Here is a 21,521-nt window from a genome sequence, read left to right as displayed (position 1 = left end):
GGTGGTTGATTTACCTAATTCGGCCTTGCTTGAATAGCAGACTCTATAGCTGCTCGGAATTCCGGGGCATCAGTTCTTAATCGATAATCATCAAGGGTATTGAATATTTCTAGAAGTTCTCTACGATAATGCGGCGGTGCTGAATTACCTTCGCCTCTAGTGGTGAAAATTAATAATGAGTCAGCGACGTCTTTTAATTTTTTATTCCTTTTCAATCTAATATAACAAGATACAACTATATCAAGAATATGTTTTCTAGATTTCAAGGTGAGTTTTTTATTAGGCATAACCAACTGCAGCATAGCACCAAGTAATTTGGTAGCCTCTTTTGAAATATAATGAAGATCGAAATTATCTATTTCTTTATTTTCTTGAGGAATCTCCTTTTCATCTATCCATTCGCATTGTTCTGCCCAATCTGTAGCGACGCTAAATAAATGACAGAGAAGGAAGTGAAAAGGTGTTTCCCATTCACCACTATATTCATCCGATTGCCTATTCATATTCTTTATAATTTTCCTTGCAAAATATGAATAGTAATGCAACCATAAATGATACACCAGACCCTGGTGAATACCTTCATGAACCATAATTTCAAACAGCGTGACACCTGAGTAAATAGGACATTTATATTTTGAAGCATCGTAATAGGAACCTAAAGACTTATTAAGTGCAGCAATAATTTTTTCATCTTCATCTAACCTCCAGTAGAGATAGTCACCGATATCACGGTATATTGCTAAATCAGCTGCAAACTTAGCATTGGAAAAGAAAAAATGTAATATACGGTTGTTTTTTGGAATCAATAAACGATGTCCTCGACTAACGTTAAGATTATTTTTAAGCTCAACATATAGACGACTGTTAGGTGAACCAAGTAATGCACTGATAAAATTAGAAGTAAAGTCAGAACGAACTATTGGCTCGATCTTGATTAACTCAAGGCAGAGGGATGGGTGCGCGAGTGCAAAGCGATTGGTAAGTTCAGGTGATGAGACAATATTTAACAATGCTTCATGTGCATGTTCAGCAGCTGTCTCGCGATTAGAGAGCGGAGATTGTTAGCTATCTTATCACAAAGTCGATTCTTCACAGGTCTATCAATTATTGATATTAATTTTTCTAGTTGAGGTGCCAACAATTGTGCCAGATCGTCGTATCGTTTAGTAAGGTGCAAATTTTCCACTAACTCTAGAAATATCCCTGTTCTTCCAATTGAGAGTTTAGGGTTTTTTAAGCGAAATAAAATGTAAATAGCAACTGCGAGTGATATCAGGTATACGGCACTTGAACTATCTAATCCCCATTTCCAGGGGCCAAAGCTAAAATATAAGTCTAGTGATTTTAAAGCCGGTGCAAACACCAAATAATTGCTTAGTAAGAATGCAAACCCAACAATTACCCAATCCCACCACGCTAGGCAGAACCTTAAACGTAGTCGAGCGTTTGGCGTAATAAGGGCCCATACAGCAGCAATAACGCCCAATATGGTAAGTAGACTTGATGTATCAATTTTGGTTGGCGGTGTCATAATTTCTCTTGTAATCATTGTTTGATGTACATCGGAATGGTTTCAAATGATAAGGCTCTGTGTATGATAAATCAGAACGTTATGCACGTTTAAGAATACCCTCAAAATGGCACATTTTAATCTAAAAATGGCATTAAATGGACACTACTTGTCCACACAAGTTTTTTTTCAGTCGGCTTTTCCCGACTAACGTTTGGGGTGTCCTATTGAAACTACGCTCCTTATAAAAGCAATACTGTAGCTGTATGTTTATCAAAGGGGTTGTGCTAACCAAATTACTGAAGCCTAAGGTCCGCTCTTGGCACAAAGCAGACTATGAGAAGAGAGATGCTATAACATTTGAGTCCTACCAATCGATCTGTTCATTTCTATGAATGGCAGTAAATGCAAATAACCAGAACAACCAAACGTTTTTCGACTTATACTCGATGTTGCAAAGAGTGGGGTGTGAAAAGCAAGCGTGCGAACGGAAGTAGATGGCAATTCATTGCATTACTTCAGAAAAACTTTTTCAGGAAACGAGCTAAGGGCGTCAACCAATGCCCTGTAGCATAAGCTCAGGCACCGGATGCCGTTTTACAGGCTTCACCTGCCATCCAGAAGATGTCCCGACCAACGACTGCAACCATAATTACGTTGACCTGAACCGTCATGCAGCTTCGTTTCATTTTTCACGAGATAACGGGCTCTCTCCAGGGCTTTCTGCATCGCTTCCACATCACCACGCTTGATCCAGAGAACAGCGGCTTCACCCGGCTTTTTGTCTGAAGCCTTCCAGGTATCAGGACATCCACCCGACAAAGGCGTGTCATCGGAAGAAGGGCGAGCATCAGACGATGCTGGTTTACGGGAAGGCGTCCACCTGGAAAAATGGACCAGGCCATCGCCTTGCCAGGGCTCAAGATGCAGGGCGCTGCACCATGCCTCCTGGATCATCGTCGCCAGCGAAGACGATTCGCTGAAATCCCCGATCGAGCACCAGGTATCTTTGTTGAGCAGTAATATCACGTGATAATGTTTCCTGCCTTTTTCCTTGCCGAACTCCCGACACCAGAAATAACGCAGGCTGGTTGCATGCACACGCTGATTGGCACATCTTTTTTTCCGCTGGTAAGCCTGGATTTTGGCTTTCAGGGATTCGAAAAAACGAGAAATCACCGCTGAATCTAAATCGGTATCCATGATGGTGGCAGGCATATACTCAGGAAACCGTAAATCCACCCGGATTAACGAGACGGCACGGTGCTGCGCCAGGGCACTGTCGAGAAGGCTGTCAAAACGGGATAACCAGTAAGCATTGTGTATTGGTTGGTTCATGATGAGAGAACTCCGTTGATTTGGATTGACTTCACATCATTCATCACCGCGGTAAAACTTTACCGCATCCCGCTATTTAGCAACATAACCTGCTCCTGACTGCAGCGAAATAAACCATCCCGGAACGAAAAGAAGAGCCTGCACGCAGAGGGAAAACACGCAACAACATGAACGAATTTAAAAACAATACGGTTAAAGAGAAAAACCTGAAGGGAAACAAATCCACAGGACATTCAAACAAAACACCAAAAACGCAATCAGAACGCTTTCTGGCGCTGTAAATCAACAACAACACCAAAACCTACAGCTTAACCATATAACTCAATCACAAATGCGAAATGGCACGCTTAAAACCTGGTTACAGATATCCCGCCACAAGAACAAAAACCACCAATATCAGAATCGATGTTCTTATCCTGAAAACGTTACGTTTCACTCCGCGCCATAAAAACGATTAACCATCGATAACGTAAACCTCATCTGAATCAAAACACCAGAACCAATCATCACGTTTTTTCTGAAAAGAGTCTCATGATGAAGAGAATTACCTTGCGCTGATAAAAAACACCAGGGCCAGTTAATCATCTCATCAATCTCATCGTTACAAAAACATCCATAAAACCATTTAACCAAATCGTCGTAAGCACACAGTAAATCACGCCAGGCCACCTCAATCGGATTTGCGTTTTTACATAAAGACACTTGTTTCAGATTAACGATCTAAAACACGAAAACTCAGAAAAGGTTAAACGTAACTTCAGCAAAATAGAATGCCATCTTGATTGCTTAAACAGGAAAGATTGTTTTGTGGCAGCATTAAACTGATTTTAATTTTCGTAAACACAGGAGTAACAATTTTACCAAACTGGATGTGTATCAGACAAAGCAATGTGTATTGTAATGTTTAATGAAAACACTTTTAGAAGTGTTTATGAAAATACGTGTATGTTTAGTAAAACACTTAGTAAAATACGTATATAGTACCATTCCCGACATTCTCAACATCTTCAGACATCCATGCAGACTGAGTGTTGATTTCAGTTTTTCACGGCCAGCATGGATCTTTACTGGTCAAAAAACAGACATGTTTACTCTGGAATTATTTTTCTGATTCCGTCTTCAGAACAACAAAAACTCGTGATAACTCTACAACAAACTATCGTAATTGGCTTCTGTAACCCCGTCACTTTTCCTAAGAAACGTGCCCCCATATGATGCGGGAGAGATAAGTCATCGTATACAGGAAACACTGCCAATCATAATATGACGTCATTCAGTAATTTTTATCCATAATCAGATTAGCATATCATGATTATTGAATATTATGATATATAACCCATATGAATATGTTATTATCTGTAAGCGTTAAGCATCACATTGCATAACCATACTAAGCTGGCTAATCATCAGCATTTTTTACATGTAAATCATTGAAATTAATTATATGTTTTTTGTGGATAATTAATATGTAATGTGAAATTAATATTTTTACATCATGAGCGCCATTTAAAATCACCATCCTGAATATCATATGACAATATATTTTCACTAAAGCATGAATTGTATATGTCTATTAACTCTGGAAAATTATCAGGATTCACCTTCAAATTCACTTGAATGTTACGCTTAATTTCACCCAGCAGTTCTTCATGTGTGGATTTTATTATCCCTTTCTCATAATCGATAAATACACACATGTTCTTTATGAATTCAAAACCTTTTCCTGTATACAGTTTAATGAATGCCACCAGAGCAAACATTTCAAGATATAGCCATAATGCCACGTTAGTTTTTTGCAAAGTATAAAAAATTGAATTCGCCACTCTTTTACTTATTGCTCTTCTATACTGTGATCGGGCAAGATTCAGTAGCGGAAGCTCTCGTTCAATAAATGAATGTGAAAAGACTGGATAAATTGATGTCGGAAACCTTTCAGGTCTTATGATATTTTCTATTTCCACCATAAATCTATCCATAGAAAGAAAGTCACTTTCTTTTTTTATTCTGGTATAGAGACCGCCTTTATTCCTTTCTGAGGTTTGTTTTCGTGCTATCCCCCCCAACACTTTCTCTAATTGTTTATTTATCTTCGTATAATTAAATACAACCATTCTTCTTATCATCCTCGGAAGGATAATAATATCAGTGCTTGAATCACTTGAGCGGCAATTATTATTTATCCATGCAACTTCAAGTTGCAGTATCGGAACATTAACTTTTCTGGGGTGAATATCTCTCTGATATCGTTTTTTGTATGCGTTTTCATTAAGATATTCTCTGCTGTAGAGAAACTTATAGCAATATAATCTGATAATATCTTTTATGTAAAATTTAAATAGTTCACCTGTAACAGATATATGTTTTCTGCTCAGTAACTCCTGTGTATTAAGCCATTCCCGTGACCGAAGCACACCCTTGTGAGAACTTTTTCTTACTTGCTTTGAAGCACGCCATTGATGTAATATTTTTGTGTCCTCAATAATTCTCTTTCCCGTTTTATTTTTTGCAGCATCTCTTACTCTATAAAATATCTCCCAGTCCAGACTTTTGTCATATCTACTAATTATACGACAAATATTCCTGACCCGACGATTCTCTTTATTTCGCTTCCATAGCTTATAATGATCATCGCATAACCTTAAGGCATTTGCCTCATCAAATTCTGAAACAGGATTACTGCATTTTTTATTCCGACAGATACCTTTGTTTTTAGCCATACTCTTCTTCCCGTCAATGGAAAATTTTTCACACCCATATTACCTGAATGATAAACCGGATTAGTGTGATCCGGTTCAGCGAAATCAACAGGATAACGGTATGTCATTCAGCCATTTTTCCCTCTCCGCACAAGTGAAATCATATCTGACGTTTCTTCCTGAAGAAATTCGCCAGAAAATCCTTGAACATCTCCACGGTGTTATTCATTACGAGCCCGTGATTGGCATTATGGGTAAATCCGGCACCGGCAAAAGCAGCCTGTGTAATGCCATTTTTCAGTCCCGTATCTGCGCCACGCATCCCCTGAACGGCTGCACCCGCCAGGCTCATCGTCTTACCCTGCAGCTCGGTGAACGCAGAATGACGCTGGTCGATCTGCCCGGCATTGGTGAAACACCGCAGCATGATCAGGAATACCAGGCGCTTTATCGTCAGTTACTGCCGGAACTGGATCTGATTATCTGGATCCTGCGGAGTGATGAACGTGCGTATGCTGCCGATATTGCCATGCATCAGTTTTTACTGAATGAGGGCGCAGATCCCTCGCGCTTTTTGTTTGTTCTCAGCCATGCCGATCGCATGTTTCCTGCTGAAGAATGGAATGCCACAGAAAAATGCCCGTCCCGTCACCAGGAACTCTCACTGGCGACAGTAACAGCCCGGGTGGCCACCCTGTTCCCTTCATCATTTCCGGTACTCCCTGTAGCCGCGCCTGCAGGCTGGAACCTTCCAGCGCTGGTGTCACTGATGATCCACGCGCTGCCACCACAGGCAACCAGCGCAGTTTATTCACATATCCGGGGGGAAAACCGCTCTGAACAGGCCCGGAAACACGCACAACAGACTTTTGGTGATGCCATCGGGAAAAGTTTTGACGACGCCGTTGCCCGGTTCAGTTTTCCGGCCTGGATGTTACAGCTTCTGCGTAAAGCCCGGGACCGCATTATCCACCTGCTGATCACACTGTGGGAGCGTCTGTTCTGACACACTCACGCCGACAGGATGTGTCGCTGGATTAACGAGCATTCTTCTTTTTATGAAATCCTGCTTAAAAATCAGATAATTAAAAGAATATTTTTTCTGCTGCATTTTATTCCTGATTATCCGGATGCGACACATCCTTTCAACATCATGATGCATAATAACATCATGAAATAAAAGATGTTTTCTTACGGAGTGCACATCTATGTCTGATAATCGTTCCCGGCATGATCGCCTGGCGGTTCGCTTATCACTCATTATCAGCCGACTGATGGCCGGAGAATCTCTGTCACTAAAAACACTGTCAGATGAATTTGGCGTTACAGAACGTACTTTACAGCGCGATTTTCATCAGCGTCTGGTTCACCTGGATTTAGAGTACAGAAATGGCAGGTACAGCCTCAGACGACAGAGCAGCCCGGGTGCGATCCCTGAAATGCTTTCTTTTATACAGAATACCGGTATCGCACGGATACTTCCGCTCCGGAACGGACGACTGATAACCTGTCTTACCGACAACCAGGAGCCCTCTCCCTGCCTTATCTGGCTACCGGCGCCGGATATCACTGCAACGTTCCCCGAGTATTTCTCGCAACTCATCCTGGCAATAAGACAGTGTAACCACATCTCTCTGATGACTGAGCGATGGTATCCGTCACTGGAGCCCTGCCGGCTCATTTATTACAGCGGTAGCTGGTATCTGATCGCGTTACAGAAGGGAAAACTGCAGGTCTTTCCTCTGGCAGATATCAAATCAGTCAGCCTGACATCAGAACGGTTTGAACGGAGAGGCCACATCCACAGTCTGGTCGCTGAAGAGCGTTTTATCTCCGCCCTGCCACATTTCTCTTTCATCCATAAACTTATCAACACCTTTAACCTGTGATCGCCGGCCTGCCAAAGCCGTCCCGACAGGTATGGAGACAATATGTTGAACAGAAAACTAAATATACGGCTATGTCATTCCCTGAACAGTCACTGCATACCTTCCATCATTATCAATAACACCGTACGTTCATTTCAGAGGTCAGTCATGAATACCAGAGCTCTTTTTCCCCTGCTGTTCACTGTGGCATCATTCTCCGCCTCCGCCGGCAACTGGGCTGTCAAAAACGGCTGGTGTCAGACCATGACGGAAGATGGTCAGGCGCTGGTAATGCTGAAAAATGGCACGATTGGTATTACCGGCCTGATGCAGGGATGCCCGAATGGCGTACAGACGCTCCTGGGCAGCCGTATCAGTATTAACGGTAACCTGATCCCCACATCACAAATGTGTAATCAGCAGACGGGATTCAGGGCTGTTGAGGTGGAAGTCGGACAGGCGCCGGAAATGGTCAAAAAAGCCGTTCACTCCATAGCAGAGCGTGATGTGTCCGTTTTACAGGCATTTGGTGTACGAATGGAATTCACCCGCGGTGATATGCTGAAGGTCTGTCCGAAATTTGTCACATCACTTGCCGGTTTTTCCCCGAAACAGACGACCACTATTAATAAAGACTCCGTCCTGCAGGCTGCCCGGCAGGCATACGCCCGGGAATATGACGAGGAAACAACAGAAACCGCTGATTTTGGCTCTTACGAAGTAAAAGGCAATAAGGTTGAGTTTGAAGTGTTCAATCCTGAAGACCGTGCGTACGACAAAGTGACCGTCACGGTTGGTGCTGACGGTAATGCCACCGGCGCCAGCGTTGAATTTATCGGAAAGTAGCCGGTATGTCGGACTGTCACCCTGTTTTATTGCCCGAAGGCCCTTTCTCACGCGAACAGGCGATGGCTGTCACAACAGCTTACCGCAATGTGCTTATTGAAGATGACCAGGGAACGCATTTCCGGTTGGTTATTCGCAATGCTGAAGGGCAGCTACGCTGGCGGTGCTGGAATTTTGAACCTGATGCCGGAAAACAGCTAAATCCATATCTCGCCAGTGAGGGAATTCTCAGGCAATAAACGTCTTCATTTCATCCATCAGGCCGCGTCTTCTCCGGGAGATGCGGCTTTTTCGTTTATACCGCTTAATCATTCATAAGGAGCAGATCATGCGATTAGCAAGTCGTTTTGGTTATGCGAACCAGATACGCCGTGACCGTCCGCTGACACATGAAGAGCTGATGCATTATGTACCCGGTATTTTTGGGGAAGACCGGCATACCTCCCGCAGTGAACGCTATACGTATATCCCCACCATCACCGTGCTGGAAAGTCTGCAGCGGGAAGGCTTCCAGCCATTCTTCGCCTGTCAGACCCGCGTACGTGACCCGGGCCGCCGGGAATACACCAAACACATGTTGCGTCTGCGGCGGGCCGGAGAGATAAACGGACAACATGTCCCTGAAATTATTCTGCTCAACTCCCATGACGGTACCTCCAGCTACCAGATGCTGCCGGGTTACTTCAGGTTCATCTGCCAGAACGGCTGCGTCTGTGGTCAGTCTCTGGGGGAAGTGCGTGTTCCACACCGGGGAGACGTAGTGGAGAAAGTTATTGAAGGGGCTTACGAGGTGGTGGGCGTTTTTGACCGGATAGAGGAGAAGCGTGATGCCATGCAGTCGCTGATTCTGCCGCCACCGGCACGCCAGGCGCTGGCACAGGCGGCACTGACTTACCGTTATGGTAATGAGCATCAGCCCGTCACCACCGCTGATATTCTGACACCGCGACGCCGGGAGGATTACGGTAAGGACCTGTGGAGTGCTTATCAGACCATACAGGAGAATATGCTGAAAGGCAGGATTTCCGGCCGCAGTGCAAAAGGAAAACGTATCCACACCCGTGCCATTCACAGCATCGACACCGATATTAAGCTCAACCGCGCATTGTGGGTAATGGCAGAAACGCTGCTGGAGAGCATGCGCTGATAAAACATATTCCTGAAGGCGTGATTCAGGTACCAGAATCACCCGACGCCCCGGAGGCGCTGCCGGGGTGTCGTTCCATTTCTGATGATGACCTGTGCACTTGGTGTACCCGTCTGCTTTACCGTCCCGGAGAACTCAGTCTGTGCAGACTGAGTACAGGCAATGGCATCTGGCCATCCGTCTGTGACCGGAACGGTTACGCGTACGGCTGTCCGGAATTTCAGCCGAATATCATTCATCCCTGATATTACCGGGTCTCACGGTCAGTGATGAACGTGATGTTGCCAGCCCCCGGCCTTTATTTCCTCTCATTTATACACATTGTAAGGATTTCACTCATGAAAATCGTTTCTCAGAACACAACTACTCTTTCTTCAGCCACAGCACCAGGGAATAACCAGCCCCAACTGGTTGCTACTCCCGTCCCTGATGAACAACGTATCAGCTTCTGGCCGCAGCATTTTGGCCTCATTCCACAGTGGGTGACCCTGGAGCCCCGTGTCTTCGGCTGGATGGACCGTCTGTGCGAAGACTACTGCGGTGGTATCTGGAATCTGTACACCCTGAACAACGGTGGCGCATTTATGGCACCCGAACCGGATGAAGATGATGGAAAAACCTGGGTACTGTTCAATGCCATGAACGGTAACCGCGCTGAAATGAGTCCGGAAGCCGCCGGCATTGCGGCCTGTCTGATGACGTACAGTCATCACGCCTGTCGTACGGAGTGTTATGCCATGACGGTCCACTATTACCGGCTGCGGGATTACGCCCTGCAACATCCGGAATGCAACGCCATTATGCGCATCATTGACTGAATGGAGGCAGGGACAATGCAGCAGCTTTCCTTTCTGCCCGGAGAGATGACGCCCGGCGAGCGCAGTCTCATTCTGCGGGCCCTGAAAACCCTGGACCGCCATCTTCATGAACCCGGCGTGGCCTTCACCTCCACCCGTGCGGCACGGGAATGGCTGATTCTGAACATGGCGGGACTGGAGCGTGAAGAATTCCGGGTGCTGTATCTGAATAACCAGAATCAGCTGATTGCCGGTGAAACCCTCTTCACCGGCACCATCAACCGCACAGAAGTCCATCCCCGGGAAGTGATTAAACGCGCCCTGTATCACAATGCCGCAGCCGTGGTGCTGGCACACAATCACCCGTCCGGTGAAGTCACTCCCAGTAAGGCAGACCGCCTTATCACGGAACGCCTGGTACAGGCACTGGGCCTGGTGGATATCCGGGTGCCGGACCATCTGATAGTCGGTGGCAGCCAGGTTTTCTCCTTTGCGGAACACGGTCTGCTTTAACCCGTCACCGCCACAATCACATCACACCTGTTTTCACTTTTATCTTCCGTCTTCAGAGGTATCCTATTATGAAAATTATCACCCGTGGTGAAGCCATGCGTATTCACCAACAACATCCGACATCCCGTCTTTTTCCGTTCTGTACCGGTAAATACCGCTGGCACGGCAGTGCTGAAGCGTATACCGGTCGTGAAGTGCAGGATATTCCCGGTGTGCTGGCCGTGTTTGCTGAACGCCGTAAGGACAGTTTTGGCCCGTATGTCCGGCTGATGAGCGTCACTCTGAACTAATGTTCCGTCACCCGGAAAACGAGTACGACCAGATGACCTCAGACGCCGCTGTGGATGAGGCCCTTCTCATCAATGAATACATCTTCACCGAAGCCGGTCTCCACACCGGCTGACCTGTCATCGTTAACCCCTTCTTAACCGATTTTCTGTGAGGACTTTATCGTGTCAGACACGCACCATGAGACAAATTATCCCGACGACTATAACAACCGCCCCTGGTGGGGGCTGCCCTGCACCATAACACCCTGTTTTGGCGCCCGTCTGGTGCAGGAGGGTAACCGGTTGTATTACCTTGCCGACCGCGCCGGTATCAGAGGCCGGTTCAGCGACGCGGATGCGTACCATCTGGACCAGGCCTTTCCGCTGCTGATGAAACAACTGGAACTCATGCTCACCAGCGGTGAACTGAATCCCCGCCATCAGCATACCGTCACGCTGTATGCCAGAGGACTGACCTGCGAAGCCGACACCCTCGGCTCCTGTGGTTACGTTTATATGGCTGTTTATCCGACGCCCGAAACGAAAAAGTAAATCATCAGAATAACCTTCTGCTCCGGCCTGGTGTTTTCACCACGCCACTTTCCCATTTTTCATCTCTGCATATCAGGAAAATCTTCAGTATGAACACATTACCCGACACACACGTACGGGAGGCATCGCGCTGCCCATCTCCCGTAACCATCTGGCAGACACTGCTCACCCGACTGCTGGACCAGCACTACGGCCTCACGCTAAATGACACACCGTTCTCCGATGAACGTGTGATTGAGCAGCATATTGAGGCAGGCATTTCACTGTGTGACGCGGTGAACTTTCTCGTTGAAAAATACGCGCTGGTGCGTACCGACCAGCCCCGGTTCAGCACTTGTCCCCGCTCTCAGTTAATAAACAGTATTGATATCCTCCGGGCTCGCCGGGCGACCGGCCTGATGACCCGCGACAATTACAGAACGGTAAATAACATTACCCGGGGTAAGCATCCGGAGGCGAAATGATGAAACTGGCCCTGACGCTGGAAGCTGACAGCGTTAACGTGCGGGCGCTGAACATGGGGCGCATTGTCGTTGACATTGATGGTGTTAATCTCGCTGAACTGATTAACAATGTCGCTGAAAACGGTTATTCACTCCGCGTGGTGGAGGAATTCGACCAACAGTCAACCTGCACACCACCACCGTTTACGGCCCTTGCCGGCATACGCTGCAGTACCGCACATATCACGGAAAAGGACAACGCCTGGCTGTACTCGCTGTCACATCAGACGAATGACTTCGGCGAATCAGAATGGATTCATTTTACCGGGTCCGGTTATCTGTTACGTACTGATGCGTGGTCGTACCCGGTTCTGCGACTTAAACGCCTGGGCCTGTCAAAAACGTTTCGTCGTCTGGTCGTAACGCTCATCCGCCGTTATGGCGTCAGTCTCATTCATCTGGATGCCAGCGCTGAATGTCTGCCGGGTTTACCCACCTTCAACTGGTAACCGGGACAAAAGACACAGTATGGAATCATTAACCACAGAAACGGCGCTGGATATTCTGATTGCGTGGCTACAGAACAATATCGACTGCGAATCCGGAATTATCTTCGACAACGATGAGGATAAAACGGATTCGGCAGCACTGCTGCCCTGCATTGAACAGGCCAGGGAAGATATCCGTACACTGCGCCAACTGCAGTTTCTGCAACAGAACCGGTGAGTCTTACTCACCAGACTTCATTCCACTGACGCCAGCCTGAATACGGCTGGCGTTTTCGTTTATAAACCAAAAGGAAAAACGATGATGTCAGATATCACAGCCTCCCGTCCGGAAGTGGTCACCGGGCATACGGACGTTATTTGCTCAACCAGTATCCGCCACATTCTGGCTGTACGAAAGAGTACACTGCTGCAAATCGACACACTTATCCGGCAACTGGCTGAAATCTCAGCAATGACAGAAAGTATTGGCGGTAAAACCGCACTGGACTGGGCGATGAAACAGGATTTTCGCTGTGGCTGCTGGCTCATGGAAAAACCTGAAACGGCAATGAAAGCCATCACACGCAATCTCGATCGCGAAATCTGGCGTGACCTGATGCAACGTTCCGGGATGCTGAGTCTGATGGATGCGCATGCCCGGGACACATGGTACCGGTCACTGGAATACGATAACTTTCCGGAAATCAGCAAGGCGAATATCCTGAGTACATTCGAACAACTGCACCGGAGTAAGGATGAGGTGTTTGAGCGCGGGGTGATCAACGTCTTCAGAGGGCTGAACTGGAATTACAAAACCAATTCCCCCTGTAAATTTGGCAGTAAAATTATCGTCAACAACCTGGTGAGATGGGACAGATGGGGATTTCATCTTATCAGTGGAATGCAGGCAGATCGCCTGGCTGACCTGGAAAGAATGTTGCATCTGCTCAGCGGTAAACCGATCCCCGACAACCGGGGGAATATCACCATTAATCTGGATGACCACATACGGTCCGTTCAGGGTAAAGAACGCTATGAAGATGAGATGTTCATCATTAAATACTTTAAGAAGGGATCTGCACACATCACTTTCAAAAGGCTGGAGCTGATTGACAGAATTAACGATATAATAGCCAGGCACTTTCCTTCTGTGCTCTCAGCCTGACCCCGAGTTTGATTCCCTTTCGATATCAAAAGGGACTGCGGGTACAAAAGAGGGTACATCTTTCACCAAACCAAACAAAATAAACTAATATCAACATGATAGAAGCAATCTTCGATTCCGAGTCCGGGCACCAAATTCATATAAACGGACCTCCACGGAGGTCCATTTTTCGTTTCAGGACGCCACGATTTAAGCGTCCTGCCGCCAAATCAATTCTACCGAACTCAACCAGATTCTCCCCACATCACCAGCAATTTGCGGGCATATCCCAATTCGGGAAAATTTGTTTCTGAGCTATAGCGCTGACTGACGTGAAATGTCGTGCGGCCCCGTGATGCTGTTGAACGTCAAATGACGTCATCAGGAGCGTAATGCATCCATAAAGCACAACATCGGGCAGAACGCCAACTGATGAGATTTTCTGAATGAGAACAAAGAGAAATGTATCAGTCCGTTTGCTCATGCAAAGACTAACAATCCATTAAAATAGTAAGCGCTCCGGACAATTTTTCATGGATTATTTTCTGAACATTTTTCTTTGGCAAAGATGATGAATTTTGATGGTAAGGAAAATTACTTCTGGTTCTCAGTAAAATCCTTTCGTAATACTATGTAATCAAGAAGTTTATGGCGAGTAAAAATAACGTCTTGCATTCACCAATAATATGTAAATAAACCCATCTATAGATGGAAAAAATAGGTTATGGCAATTATCATTGCATCATTCCCTTTTCGAATGAGTTTCTATTATGCAACAACCTGTAGTTCGCGTTGGCGAATGGCTTGTTACTCCGTCCATAAACCAAATTAGCCGCAATGGGCGTCAACTTACCCTTGAGCCGAGATTAATCGATCTTCTGGTTTTCTTTGCTCAACACAGTGGCGAAGTACTTAGCAGAGATGAACTTATCGATAATGTCTGGAAGAGAAGTATTGTCACCAATCACGTTGTGACGCAGAGTATCTCAGAACTACGTAAGTCATTAAAAGATAATGATGAAGATAGTCCTGTCTATATCGCTACTGTACCAAAGCGCGGCTATAAATTAATGGTGCCGGTTATCTGGTACAGCGAAGAAGAGGGAGAGGAAATAATGCTATCTTCGCCTCCCCCTATACCAGAGGCGGTTCCTGCCACAGATTCTCCCTCCCACAGTCTTAACATTCAAAACACCACAACGCCACCTGAACAATCCCCAGTTAAAAGCAAACGATTCACTACCTTTTGGGTATGGTTTTTTTTCCTGTTGTCGTTAGGTATCTGTGTCGCACTGGTAGCGTTTTCAAGTCTTGAAACACGTCTTCCTATGAGTAAATCGCGCATTTTGCTCAATCCACGCGATATTGACATTAATATGGTTAATAAGAGTTGTAACAGCTGGAGTTCTCCGTATCAGCTCTCTTACGCGATAGGCGTGGGTGATTTGGTGGCGACATCACTTAACACCTTCTCCACCTTTATGGTGCATGACAAAATCAACTACAACATTGATGAACCGAGCAGTTCCGGTAAAACATTATCTATTGCGTTTGTTAATCAGCGCCAATACCGTGCTCAACAATGCTTTATGTCGGTAAAATTGGTAGACAATGCAGATGGTTCAACCATGCTGGATAAACGTTATGTCATCACTAACGGTAATCAGCTGGCGATTCAAAATGATTTGCTCCAGAGTTTATCAAAAGCGTTAAACCAACCGTGGCCACAACGAATGCAGGAGATGCTCCAGCAAATTTTGCCGCATCGTGGTGCGTTATTAACTAATTTTTATCAGGCACATGATTATTTACTGCATGGTGATGATAAATCATTGGATCGTGCCAGTGAATTATTAGGTGAGATTGTTCAATCATCCCCAGAATTTACCTACGCGAGAGCAGAAAAAGCATTAGTTGATATCGTGCGCCATTCTCAACATCCTTTAGACGAAAAACAATTAGCAGCACTGAACACAGAAATAGATAACATTGTTACACTGCCGGAATTGAACAACCTGTCCATTATATATCAAATAAAAGCGGTCAGTGCCCTGGTAAAAGGTAAAACAGATGAGTCTTATCAGGCGATAAATACCGGCATTGATCTTGAAATGTCCTGGCTAAATTATGTGTTGCTTGGCAAGGTTTATGAAATGAAGGGGATGAACCGGGAAGCAGCTGATGCATATCTCACCGCCTTTAATTTACGCCCAGGGGCAAACACCCTTTACTGGATTGAAAATGGTATATTCCAGACTTCTGTTCCTTATGTTGTACCTTATCTCGACAAATTTCTCGCTTCAGAATAAGTAACTCCCGGGTTGATTCATGCTCGGGAATATTTGTTGTTGAGTTTTTGTATGTTCCCGTTGGTATAATATGTTGCGGCAATTTATTTGCCGCATAATTTTTATTACATAAATTTAACCAGAGAATGTCACGCAATGCATTGTAAACATTGAATGTTTATCTTTTCATGATATCAACTTGCGATCCTGATGTGTTAATAAAAAACCTCAAGTTCTCACTTACAGAAACTTTTGTGTTATTTCACCTAATCTTTAGGATTAATCCTTTTTTCGTGAGTAATCTTAGCGCCAGTTTGGTCTGGTCAGGAAATAGTTATACATCATGACCCGGACTCCAAATTCAAAAATGAAATTAGGAGAAGAGCATGAGTTCTGCCAAGAAGATCGGGCTATTTGCCTGTACCGGTGTTGTTGCCGGTAATATGATGGGGAGCGGTATTGCATTATTACCTGCGAACCTAGCAAGTATCGGTGGTATTGCTATCTGGGGTTGGATTATCTCTATTATTGGTGCAATGTCGCTGGCATATGTATATGCCCGACTGGCAACAAAAAACCCGCAACAAGGTGGCCCAATTGCGTATGCCGGAGAAATTTCCCCTGCATTTGGTTTTCAGACAGGTGTTCTTTATTACCATGCTAACTGGATTGGTAACCTGGCAATTGGTATTACCGCTGTATCTTATCTTTCCACCTTCTTCCCAGTATTAAATGATCCTGTTCCGGCGGGTATCGCCTGTATTGCTATCGTCTGGGTATTTACCTTTGTAAATATGCTCGGCGGTACCTGGGTAAGCCGTTTAACCACTATTGGTCTGGTGCTGGTTCTTATTCCTGTGGTGATGACTGCTATTGTTGGCTGGCATTGGTTTGATGCAGCAACTTATGCAGCTAACTGGAATACTGCGGATACCACTGATGGTCATGCGATCATTAAAAGTATTCTGCTCTGCCTGTGGGCCTTCGTGGGTGTTGAATCCGCAGCAGTAAGTACTGGTATGGTTAAAAACCCGAAACGTACCGTTCCGCTGGCAACCATGCTGGGTACTGGTTTAGCAGGTATTGTTTACATCGCTGCGACTCAGGTGCTTTCCGGTATGTATCCGTCTTCTGTAATGGCGGCTTCCGGTGCTCCGTTTGCAATCAGTGCTTCAACTATCCTCGGTAACTGGGCTGCGCCACTGGTTTCTGCATTCACCGCCTTTGCGTGTCTGACTTCTCTGGGCTCCTGGATGATGTTGGTAGGCCAGGCAGGTGTACGTGCCGCTAACGACGGTAACTTCCCGAAAGTTTATGGTGAAGTCGACAGCAACGGTATTCCGAAAAAAGGTCTGCTGCTGGCTGCAGTGAAAATGACTGCCCTGATGATCCTCATCACTCTGATGAACTCTGCCGGTGGTAAAGCCTCTGACCTGTTCGGTGAACTGACCGGTATCGCAGTACTGCTGACTATGCTGCCGTACTTCTACTCTTGCGTTGACCTGATTCGTTTTGAAGGCGTTAACATCCGCAACTTTGTCAGCCTGATCTGCTCTGTACTGGGTTGCGTGTTCTGCTTCATCGCGCTGATGGGCGCAAGCTCCTTCGAGCTGGCAGGTACCTTCATCGTCAGCCTGATTATCCTGATGTTCTACGCTCGCAAAATGCACGAGCGCCAGAGCCACTCAATGGATAACCACACAGCGTCTAACGCACATTAATTAAAAGTATTTTCCGAGGCTCCTCCTTTCATTTTGTCCCATGTGTTGGGAGGGGCCTTTTTTACCTGGAGATATGACTATGAACGTTATTGCAATATTGAATCACATGGGGGTTTATTTTAAAGAAGAACCCATCCGTGAACTTCATCGCGCGCTTGAACGTCTGAACTTCCAGATTGTTTACCCGAACGACCGTGACGACTTATTAAAACTGATCGAAAACAATGCGCGTCTGTGCGGTGTTATTTTTGACTGGGATAAATATAATCTCGAGCTGTGCGAAGAAATTAGCAAAATGAACGAGAACCTGCCGTTGTACGCGTTCGCTAATACGTATTCCACTCTCGATGTAAGCCTGAATGACCTGCGTTTACAGATTAGCTTCTTTGAATATGCGCTGGGTGCTGCTGATGATATTGCTAACAAGATCAAGCAGACCACTGACGAATATATCAACACTATTCTGCCTCCGCTGACCAAAGCACTGTTTAAATATGTTCGTGAAGGTAAATATACTTTCTGTACTCCTGGTCACATGGGCGGTACTGCATTCCAGAAAAGCCCGGTAGGTAGCCTGTTCTATGATTTCTTTGGTCCGAACACCATGAAATCTGATATTTCCATTTCAGTATCTGAACTGGGTTCTCTGCTGGATCACAGTGGTCCACACAAAGAAGCAGAACAGTATATCGCTCGCGTCTTTAACGCAGACCGCAGCTACATGGTGACCAACGGTACTTCCACTGCGAACAAAATTGTTGGTATGTACTCTGCTCCGGCAGGCAGCACCATTCTGATTGACCGTAACTGCCACAAATCGCTGACCCACCTGATGATGATGAGCGATGTTACGCCAATCTATTTCCGCCCGACCCGTAACGCTTACGGTATTCTTGGTGGTATCCCACAGAGTGAATTCCAGCACGCTACCATTGCTAAGCGCGTGAAAGAAACACCAAACGCAACCTGGCCGGTACATGCTGTAATTACCAACTCTACCTATGATGGTCTGCTGTACAACACCGACTTCATCAAGAAAACACTGGATGTGAAATCCATCCACTTTGACTCCGCGTGGGTGCCTTACACCAACTTCTCACCGATTTACGAAGGTAAATGCGGTATGAGCGGTGGCCGTGTAGAAGGGAAAGTGATTTACGAAACCCAGTCTACTCACAAACTGCTGGCGGCGTTCTCTCAGGCTTCCATGATCCACGTTAAAGGTGACGTAAACGAAGAAACCTTTAACGAAGCCTACATGATGCACACCACCACCTCTCCGCACTACGGTATCGTGGCGTCCACTGAAACCGCTGCAGCGATGATGAAAGGCAATGCAGGTAAACGTCTGATCAATGGTTCCATTGAACGTGCGATCAAATTCCGTAAAGAGATCAAACGTCTGAGAACGGAATCTGATGGCTGGTTCTTTGATGTATGGCAGCCGGATCATATCGATACGACTGAATGCTGGCCGCTGCGTTCTGACAGCACCTGGCACGGCTTCAAAAACATCGATAACGAGCACATGTATCTTGACCCGATCAAAGTCACCCTGCTGACTCCGGGGATGGAAAAAGACGGCACCATGAGCGACTTTGGTATTCCGGCCAGCATCGTGGCGAAATACCTCGACGAACATGGCATCGTTGTTGAGAAAACCGGTCCGTATAACCTGCTGTTCCTGTTCAGCATCGGTATCGATAAGACCAAAGCACTGAGCCTGCTGCGTGCTCTGACTGACTTCAAACGTGCGTTCGATCTGAACCTGCGTGTGAAAAACATGCTGCCGTCTCTGTATCGTGAAGATCCTGAATTCTATGAAAACATGCGTATTCAGGAACTGGCTCAGAATATCCACAAACTGATTGTTCACCACAATCTGCCGGATCTGATGTATCGCGCATTTGAAGTTCTGCCGACTATGGTAATGACTCCGTATGCTGCGTTCCAGAAAGAGCTGCACGGTATGACCGAAGAAGTTTACCTCGACGAAATGGTAGGTCGTATTAACGCCAATATGATCCTTCCGTATCCGCCGGGAGTTCCTCTGGTAATGCCGGGTGAAATGATCACCGAAGAAAGCCGTCCGGTTCTGGAGTTCCTGCAGATGCTGTGTGAAATCGGCGCTCACTATCCGGGCTTTGAAACCGATATTCACGGTGCATACCGTCAGGCTGATGGCCGCTATACCGTTAAGGTATTGAAAGAAGAAAGCAAAAAATAATTAGCTCGTACAAGGGAAGTGGCTTGCCACTTCCCTTTTTTGCTCATAAGGAGAACACATGAAAACACCCTCACAGCCGCGCGCGATATACTATATCGTGGCGATCCAAATCTGGGAGTACTTCAGTTTTTACGGCATGCGTGCCTTACTCATTCTCTATCTCACCCATCAGCTTGGTTTTGATGATAACCATGCCATCAGCCTGTTCAGCGCATATGCTTCTCTGGTTTACGTTACCCCTATTCTCGGCGGCTGGCTTGCCGACCGCCTGCTCGGCAACCGCACTGCAGTGATTGCCGGCGCGCTGTTAATGACCCTTGGCCATGTGGTGCTGGGCATTGATACAAATTCAACCTTTAGCCTGTATCTGGCGCTGGCAATCATTATTTGTGGCTACGGTTTATTCAAATCAAACATCAGCTGTTTGCTTGGCGAGCTCTACGACGAGAACGATCATCGACGTGATGGCGGTTTTTCGCTGCTGTATGCTGCGGGCAATATCGGTTCTATCGCCGCGCCCATCGCCTGCGGCCTGGCTGCTCAGTGGTATGGATGGCATGTTGGCTTTGCCCTTGCGGGAGGCGGCATGTTTATCGGTTTGTTGATTTTCTTAAGTGGTCATCGTCATTTCCAGTCCACGCGTAGTATGGATAAAAAAGCGCTCACTAGCGTCAAATTTGCCTTACCAGTATGGAGCTGGTTAGTGGTGATGCTCTGTTTAGCCCCAGTATTTTTTACCCTGCTGCTGGAGAACGACTGGTCCGGATATTTGCTGGCGATCGTTTGCCTCATTGCAGCACAAATCATTGCCCGCATGATGATCAAATTCCCCGAACACCGCCGTGCTCTTTGGCAAATTGTATTGTTGATGTTTGTCGGGACGTTGTTCTGGGTACTGGCACAACAGGGCGGCAGTACCATCAGCTTGTTTATCGATCGCTTTGTGAATCGTCAGGCATTCAATATTGAAGTACCTACAGCACTATTCCAGTCGGTGAATGCTATTGCGGTGATGCTCGCTGGGGTTGTTCTGGCCTGGCTGGCGTCGCCAGAAAGCCGCGGCAATTCAGCATTGCGCGTCTGGCTGAAGTTTGCCTTTGGCTTACTGCTGATGGCTTGTGGCTTTATGTTGCTGGCATTTGATGCCCGACATGCAGCGGCTGGCGGTCAAGCGTCAATGGGCGTGATGATATCCGGGCTGGCGCTAATGGGCTTTGCTGAACTCTTTATTGACCCGGTGGCGATTGCGCAAATCACGCGTCTGAAAATGTCTGGCGTATTAACCGGTATTTATATGCTGGCAACAGGCGCGGTCGCCAACTGGCTGGCAGGCGTCGTGGCACAGCAGACGACAGAGTCGCAAATTAGCGGTATGGCAATTGCCGCTTACCAGCGATTCTTTTCTCAGATGGGAGAGTGGACGTTGGCTTGTGTCGCGATCATCGTGGTATTGGCCTTTGCTACCCGTTTTCTGTTTAGCACGCCGACGAATATGATACAGGAGAGCAACGATTAACTGTCGTAAAAACAATTGGTTATGAATAAATTAACTTTCAGTTTATCACACTAGTAAATCGAGATTAATAAGTCATTTAAACCATTTTGATGGTTATTTATTAGTGATATCAACTTGAGGTAAGCGTTAGTTTCGATAAGATAAACTGAGTTATTAAT

21 protein-coding genes and 1 pseudogene are annotated in these 21,521 nt (G+C 46.1%); 18 read left to right on the top strand and 4 right to left on the bottom strand.

Going from position 1 to position 21,521, the window contains the following annotated elements; genetic code table 11:
- Positions 1-14 precede the first annotated feature (14 nt).
- From ACJHX4_RS12570 to ACJHX4_RS12555, 4 genes are all read right to left on the bottom strand, one after another.
- The gene (locus tag ACJHX4_RS12570; protein ID WP_224922733.1) at positions 15-1,010 is read right to left on the bottom strand and encodes a hypothetical protein; all 996 of its coding nucleotides are present in this window, start codon (positions 1,008-1,010) and stop codon (positions 15-17) included.
- Positions 1,004-1,531, bottom strand: a complete 528-nt coding sequence (locus ACJHX4_RS12565; RefSeq protein WP_000188768.1) for a hypothetical protein — start codon at positions 1,529-1,531, stop codon at positions 1,004-1,006. The genes ACJHX4_RS12570 and ACJHX4_RS12565 overlap by 7 nt, the downstream gene beginning before the upstream one ends.
- Positions 1,532-2,116: 585 nt before the next feature.
- Positions 2,117-2,848 carry an inovirus Gp2 family protein gene (locus tag ACJHX4_RS12560; protein WP_001075455.1) on the bottom strand — a complete coding sequence of 244 codons (732 nt, stop codon included), beginning with the start codon at positions 2,846-2,848 and terminating at the stop codon, positions 2,117-2,119.
- A 1,493-nt stretch (positions 2,849-4,341) separates the two neighbouring features.
- Positions 4,342-5,565, bottom strand: coding sequence for a hypothetical protein (locus ACJHX4_RS12555; protein ID WP_001107221.1), 1,224 nt, complete (start codon positions 5,563-5,565; stop codon positions 4,342-4,344).
- A gap of 100 nt (positions 5,566-5,665) precedes the next feature.
- On the opposite strand from ACJHX4_RS12555, the gene ACJHX4_RS12550 reads away from it, so the two are divergent.
- The 18 genes and pseudogenes from ACJHX4_RS12550 (at position 5,666) to dtpC (ending at position 21,363) form a co-directional block, all read left to right on the top strand.
- Positions 5,666-6,550 (top strand): GTPase family protein, encoded by an 885-nt coding sequence (locus ACJHX4_RS12550; protein ID WP_000010377.1) that lies wholly within the window; start codon positions 5,666-5,668, stop codon positions 6,548-6,550.
- A gap of 202 nt (positions 6,551-6,752) precedes the next feature.
- Positions 6,753-7,433 (top strand): helix-turn-helix transcriptional regulator, encoded by a 681-nt coding sequence (locus tag ACJHX4_RS12545; RefSeq protein ID WP_001555671.1) that lies wholly within the window; start codon positions 6,753-6,755, stop codon positions 7,431-7,433.
- A gap of 147 nt (positions 7,434-7,580) precedes the next feature.
- Positions 7,581-8,258, top strand: a complete 678-nt coding sequence (locus ACJHX4_RS12540; RefSeq protein WP_001519094.1) for a hypothetical protein — start codon at positions 7,581-7,583, stop codon at positions 8,256-8,258.
- A 5-nt stretch (positions 8,259-8,263) separates the two neighbouring features.
- Positions 8,264-8,497 carry a DUF905 family protein gene (locus ACJHX4_RS12535; protein ID WP_001278282.1) on the top strand — a complete coding sequence of 78 codons (234 nt, stop codon included), beginning with the start codon at positions 8,264-8,266 and terminating at the stop codon, positions 8,495-8,497.
- An 89-nt stretch (positions 8,498-8,586) separates the two neighbouring features.
- On the top strand, positions 8,587-9,405 hold the full coding sequence (locus tag ACJHX4_RS12530; RefSeq protein WP_001555673.1) for a DUF932 domain-containing protein: 819 nt from the start codon (positions 8,587-8,589) through the stop codon (positions 9,403-9,405).
- Between the two features lie 338 nt (positions 9,406-9,743).
- Positions 9,744-10,223, top strand: a complete 480-nt coding sequence (locus tag ACJHX4_RS12525) for an antirestriction protein (protein ID WP_000706981.1) — start codon at positions 9,744-9,746, stop codon at positions 10,221-10,223.
- Between the two features lie 15 nt (positions 10,224-10,238).
- On the top strand, positions 10,239-10,715 hold the full coding sequence (locus ACJHX4_RS12520; RefSeq protein WP_001186727.1) for a RadC family protein: 477 nt from the start codon (positions 10,239-10,241) through the stop codon (positions 10,713-10,715).
- A gap of 68 nt (positions 10,716-10,783) precedes the next feature.
- Positions 10,784-11,005: a DUF987 domain-containing protein gene (locus tag ACJHX4_RS12515; RefSeq protein WP_000692323.1), complete on the top strand. Its 222-nt coding sequence runs from the start codon at positions 10,784-10,786 to the stop codon at positions 11,003-11,005.
- 162 nt (positions 11,006-11,167) lie between these two features.
- Positions 11,168-11,536, top strand: coding sequence for a type IV toxin-antitoxin system YeeU family antitoxin (locus ACJHX4_RS12510; protein ID WP_001327592.1), 369 nt, complete (start codon positions 11,168-11,170; stop codon positions 11,534-11,536).
- Positions 11,537-11,625: 89 nt separating this feature from the next.
- Positions 11,626-12,000, top strand: coding sequence for a TA system toxin CbtA family protein (locus ACJHX4_RS12505; protein WP_001555674.1), 375 nt, complete (start codon positions 11,626-11,628; stop codon positions 11,998-12,000).
- Positions 11,997-12,488 carry a DUF5983 family protein gene (locus ACJHX4_RS12500; protein ID WP_001555675.1) on the top strand — a complete coding sequence of 164 codons (492 nt, stop codon included), beginning with the start codon at positions 11,997-11,999 and terminating at the stop codon, positions 12,486-12,488. Before ACJHX4_RS12505 ends, ACJHX4_RS12500 begins: the two co-directional genes overlap by 4 nt.
- A gap of 19 nt (positions 12,489-12,507) precedes the next feature.
- Complete coding sequence (locus tag ACJHX4_RS12495; RefSeq protein WP_000445282.1) at positions 12,508-12,705, top strand: DUF957 domain-containing protein; 198 nt, start codon at positions 12,508-12,510, stop codon at positions 12,703-12,705.
- Between the two features lie 84 nt (positions 12,706-12,789).
- Entirely contained in the window at positions 12,790-13,632 is an 843-nt protein-coding gene (locus tag ACJHX4_RS12490; RefSeq protein WP_001519083.1) for a DUF4942 domain-containing protein, read from the top strand.
- Between the two features lie 330 nt (positions 13,633-13,962).
- A pseudogene (locus ACJHX4_RS12485) lies at positions 13,963-14,122 on the top strand (integrase); the annotation flags it as partial.
- A 259-nt stretch (positions 14,123-14,381) separates the two neighbouring features.
- Positions 14,382-15,920 carry a lysine decarboxylation/transport transcriptional activator CadC gene (gene cadC / locus ACJHX4_RS12480; protein WP_001187191.1) on the top strand — a complete coding sequence of 513 codons (1,539 nt, stop codon included), beginning with the start codon at positions 14,382-14,384 and terminating at the stop codon, positions 15,918-15,920.
- A 365-nt stretch (positions 15,921-16,285) separates the two neighbouring features.
- A complete protein-coding gene (cadB, locus tag ACJHX4_RS12475; RefSeq protein WP_000092909.1) occupies positions 16,286-17,620 on the top strand; it encodes a cadaverine/lysine antiporter in 1,335 nt (444 codons plus the stop codon).
- Between the two features lie 79 nt (positions 17,621-17,699).
- Entirely contained in the window at positions 17,700-19,847 is a 2,148-nt protein-coding gene (gene cadA / locus ACJHX4_RS12470; RefSeq protein ID WP_001296667.1) for a lysine decarboxylase CadA, read from the top strand.
- Between the two features lie 58 nt (positions 19,848-19,905).
- Positions 19,906-21,363 carry a dipeptide/tripeptide permease DtpC gene (gene dtpC, locus ACJHX4_RS12465; protein ID WP_000856826.1) on the top strand — a complete coding sequence of 486 codons (1,458 nt, stop codon included), beginning with the start codon at positions 19,906-19,908 and terminating at the stop codon, positions 21,361-21,363.
- Positions 21,364-21,521: the final 158 nt, after the last annotated feature.

Origin of the sequence: Escherichia sp. WS2035 (genome assembly GCF_046487065.1) — a bacterium.
Classification (GTDB): domain Bacteria; phylum Pseudomonadota; class Gammaproteobacteria; order Enterobacterales; family Enterobacteriaceae; genus Escherichia; species Escherichia coli.
Note: the sequence above shows the minus strand (reverse complement) of the source record. Positions and strands in the feature narration are given on the sequence as shown.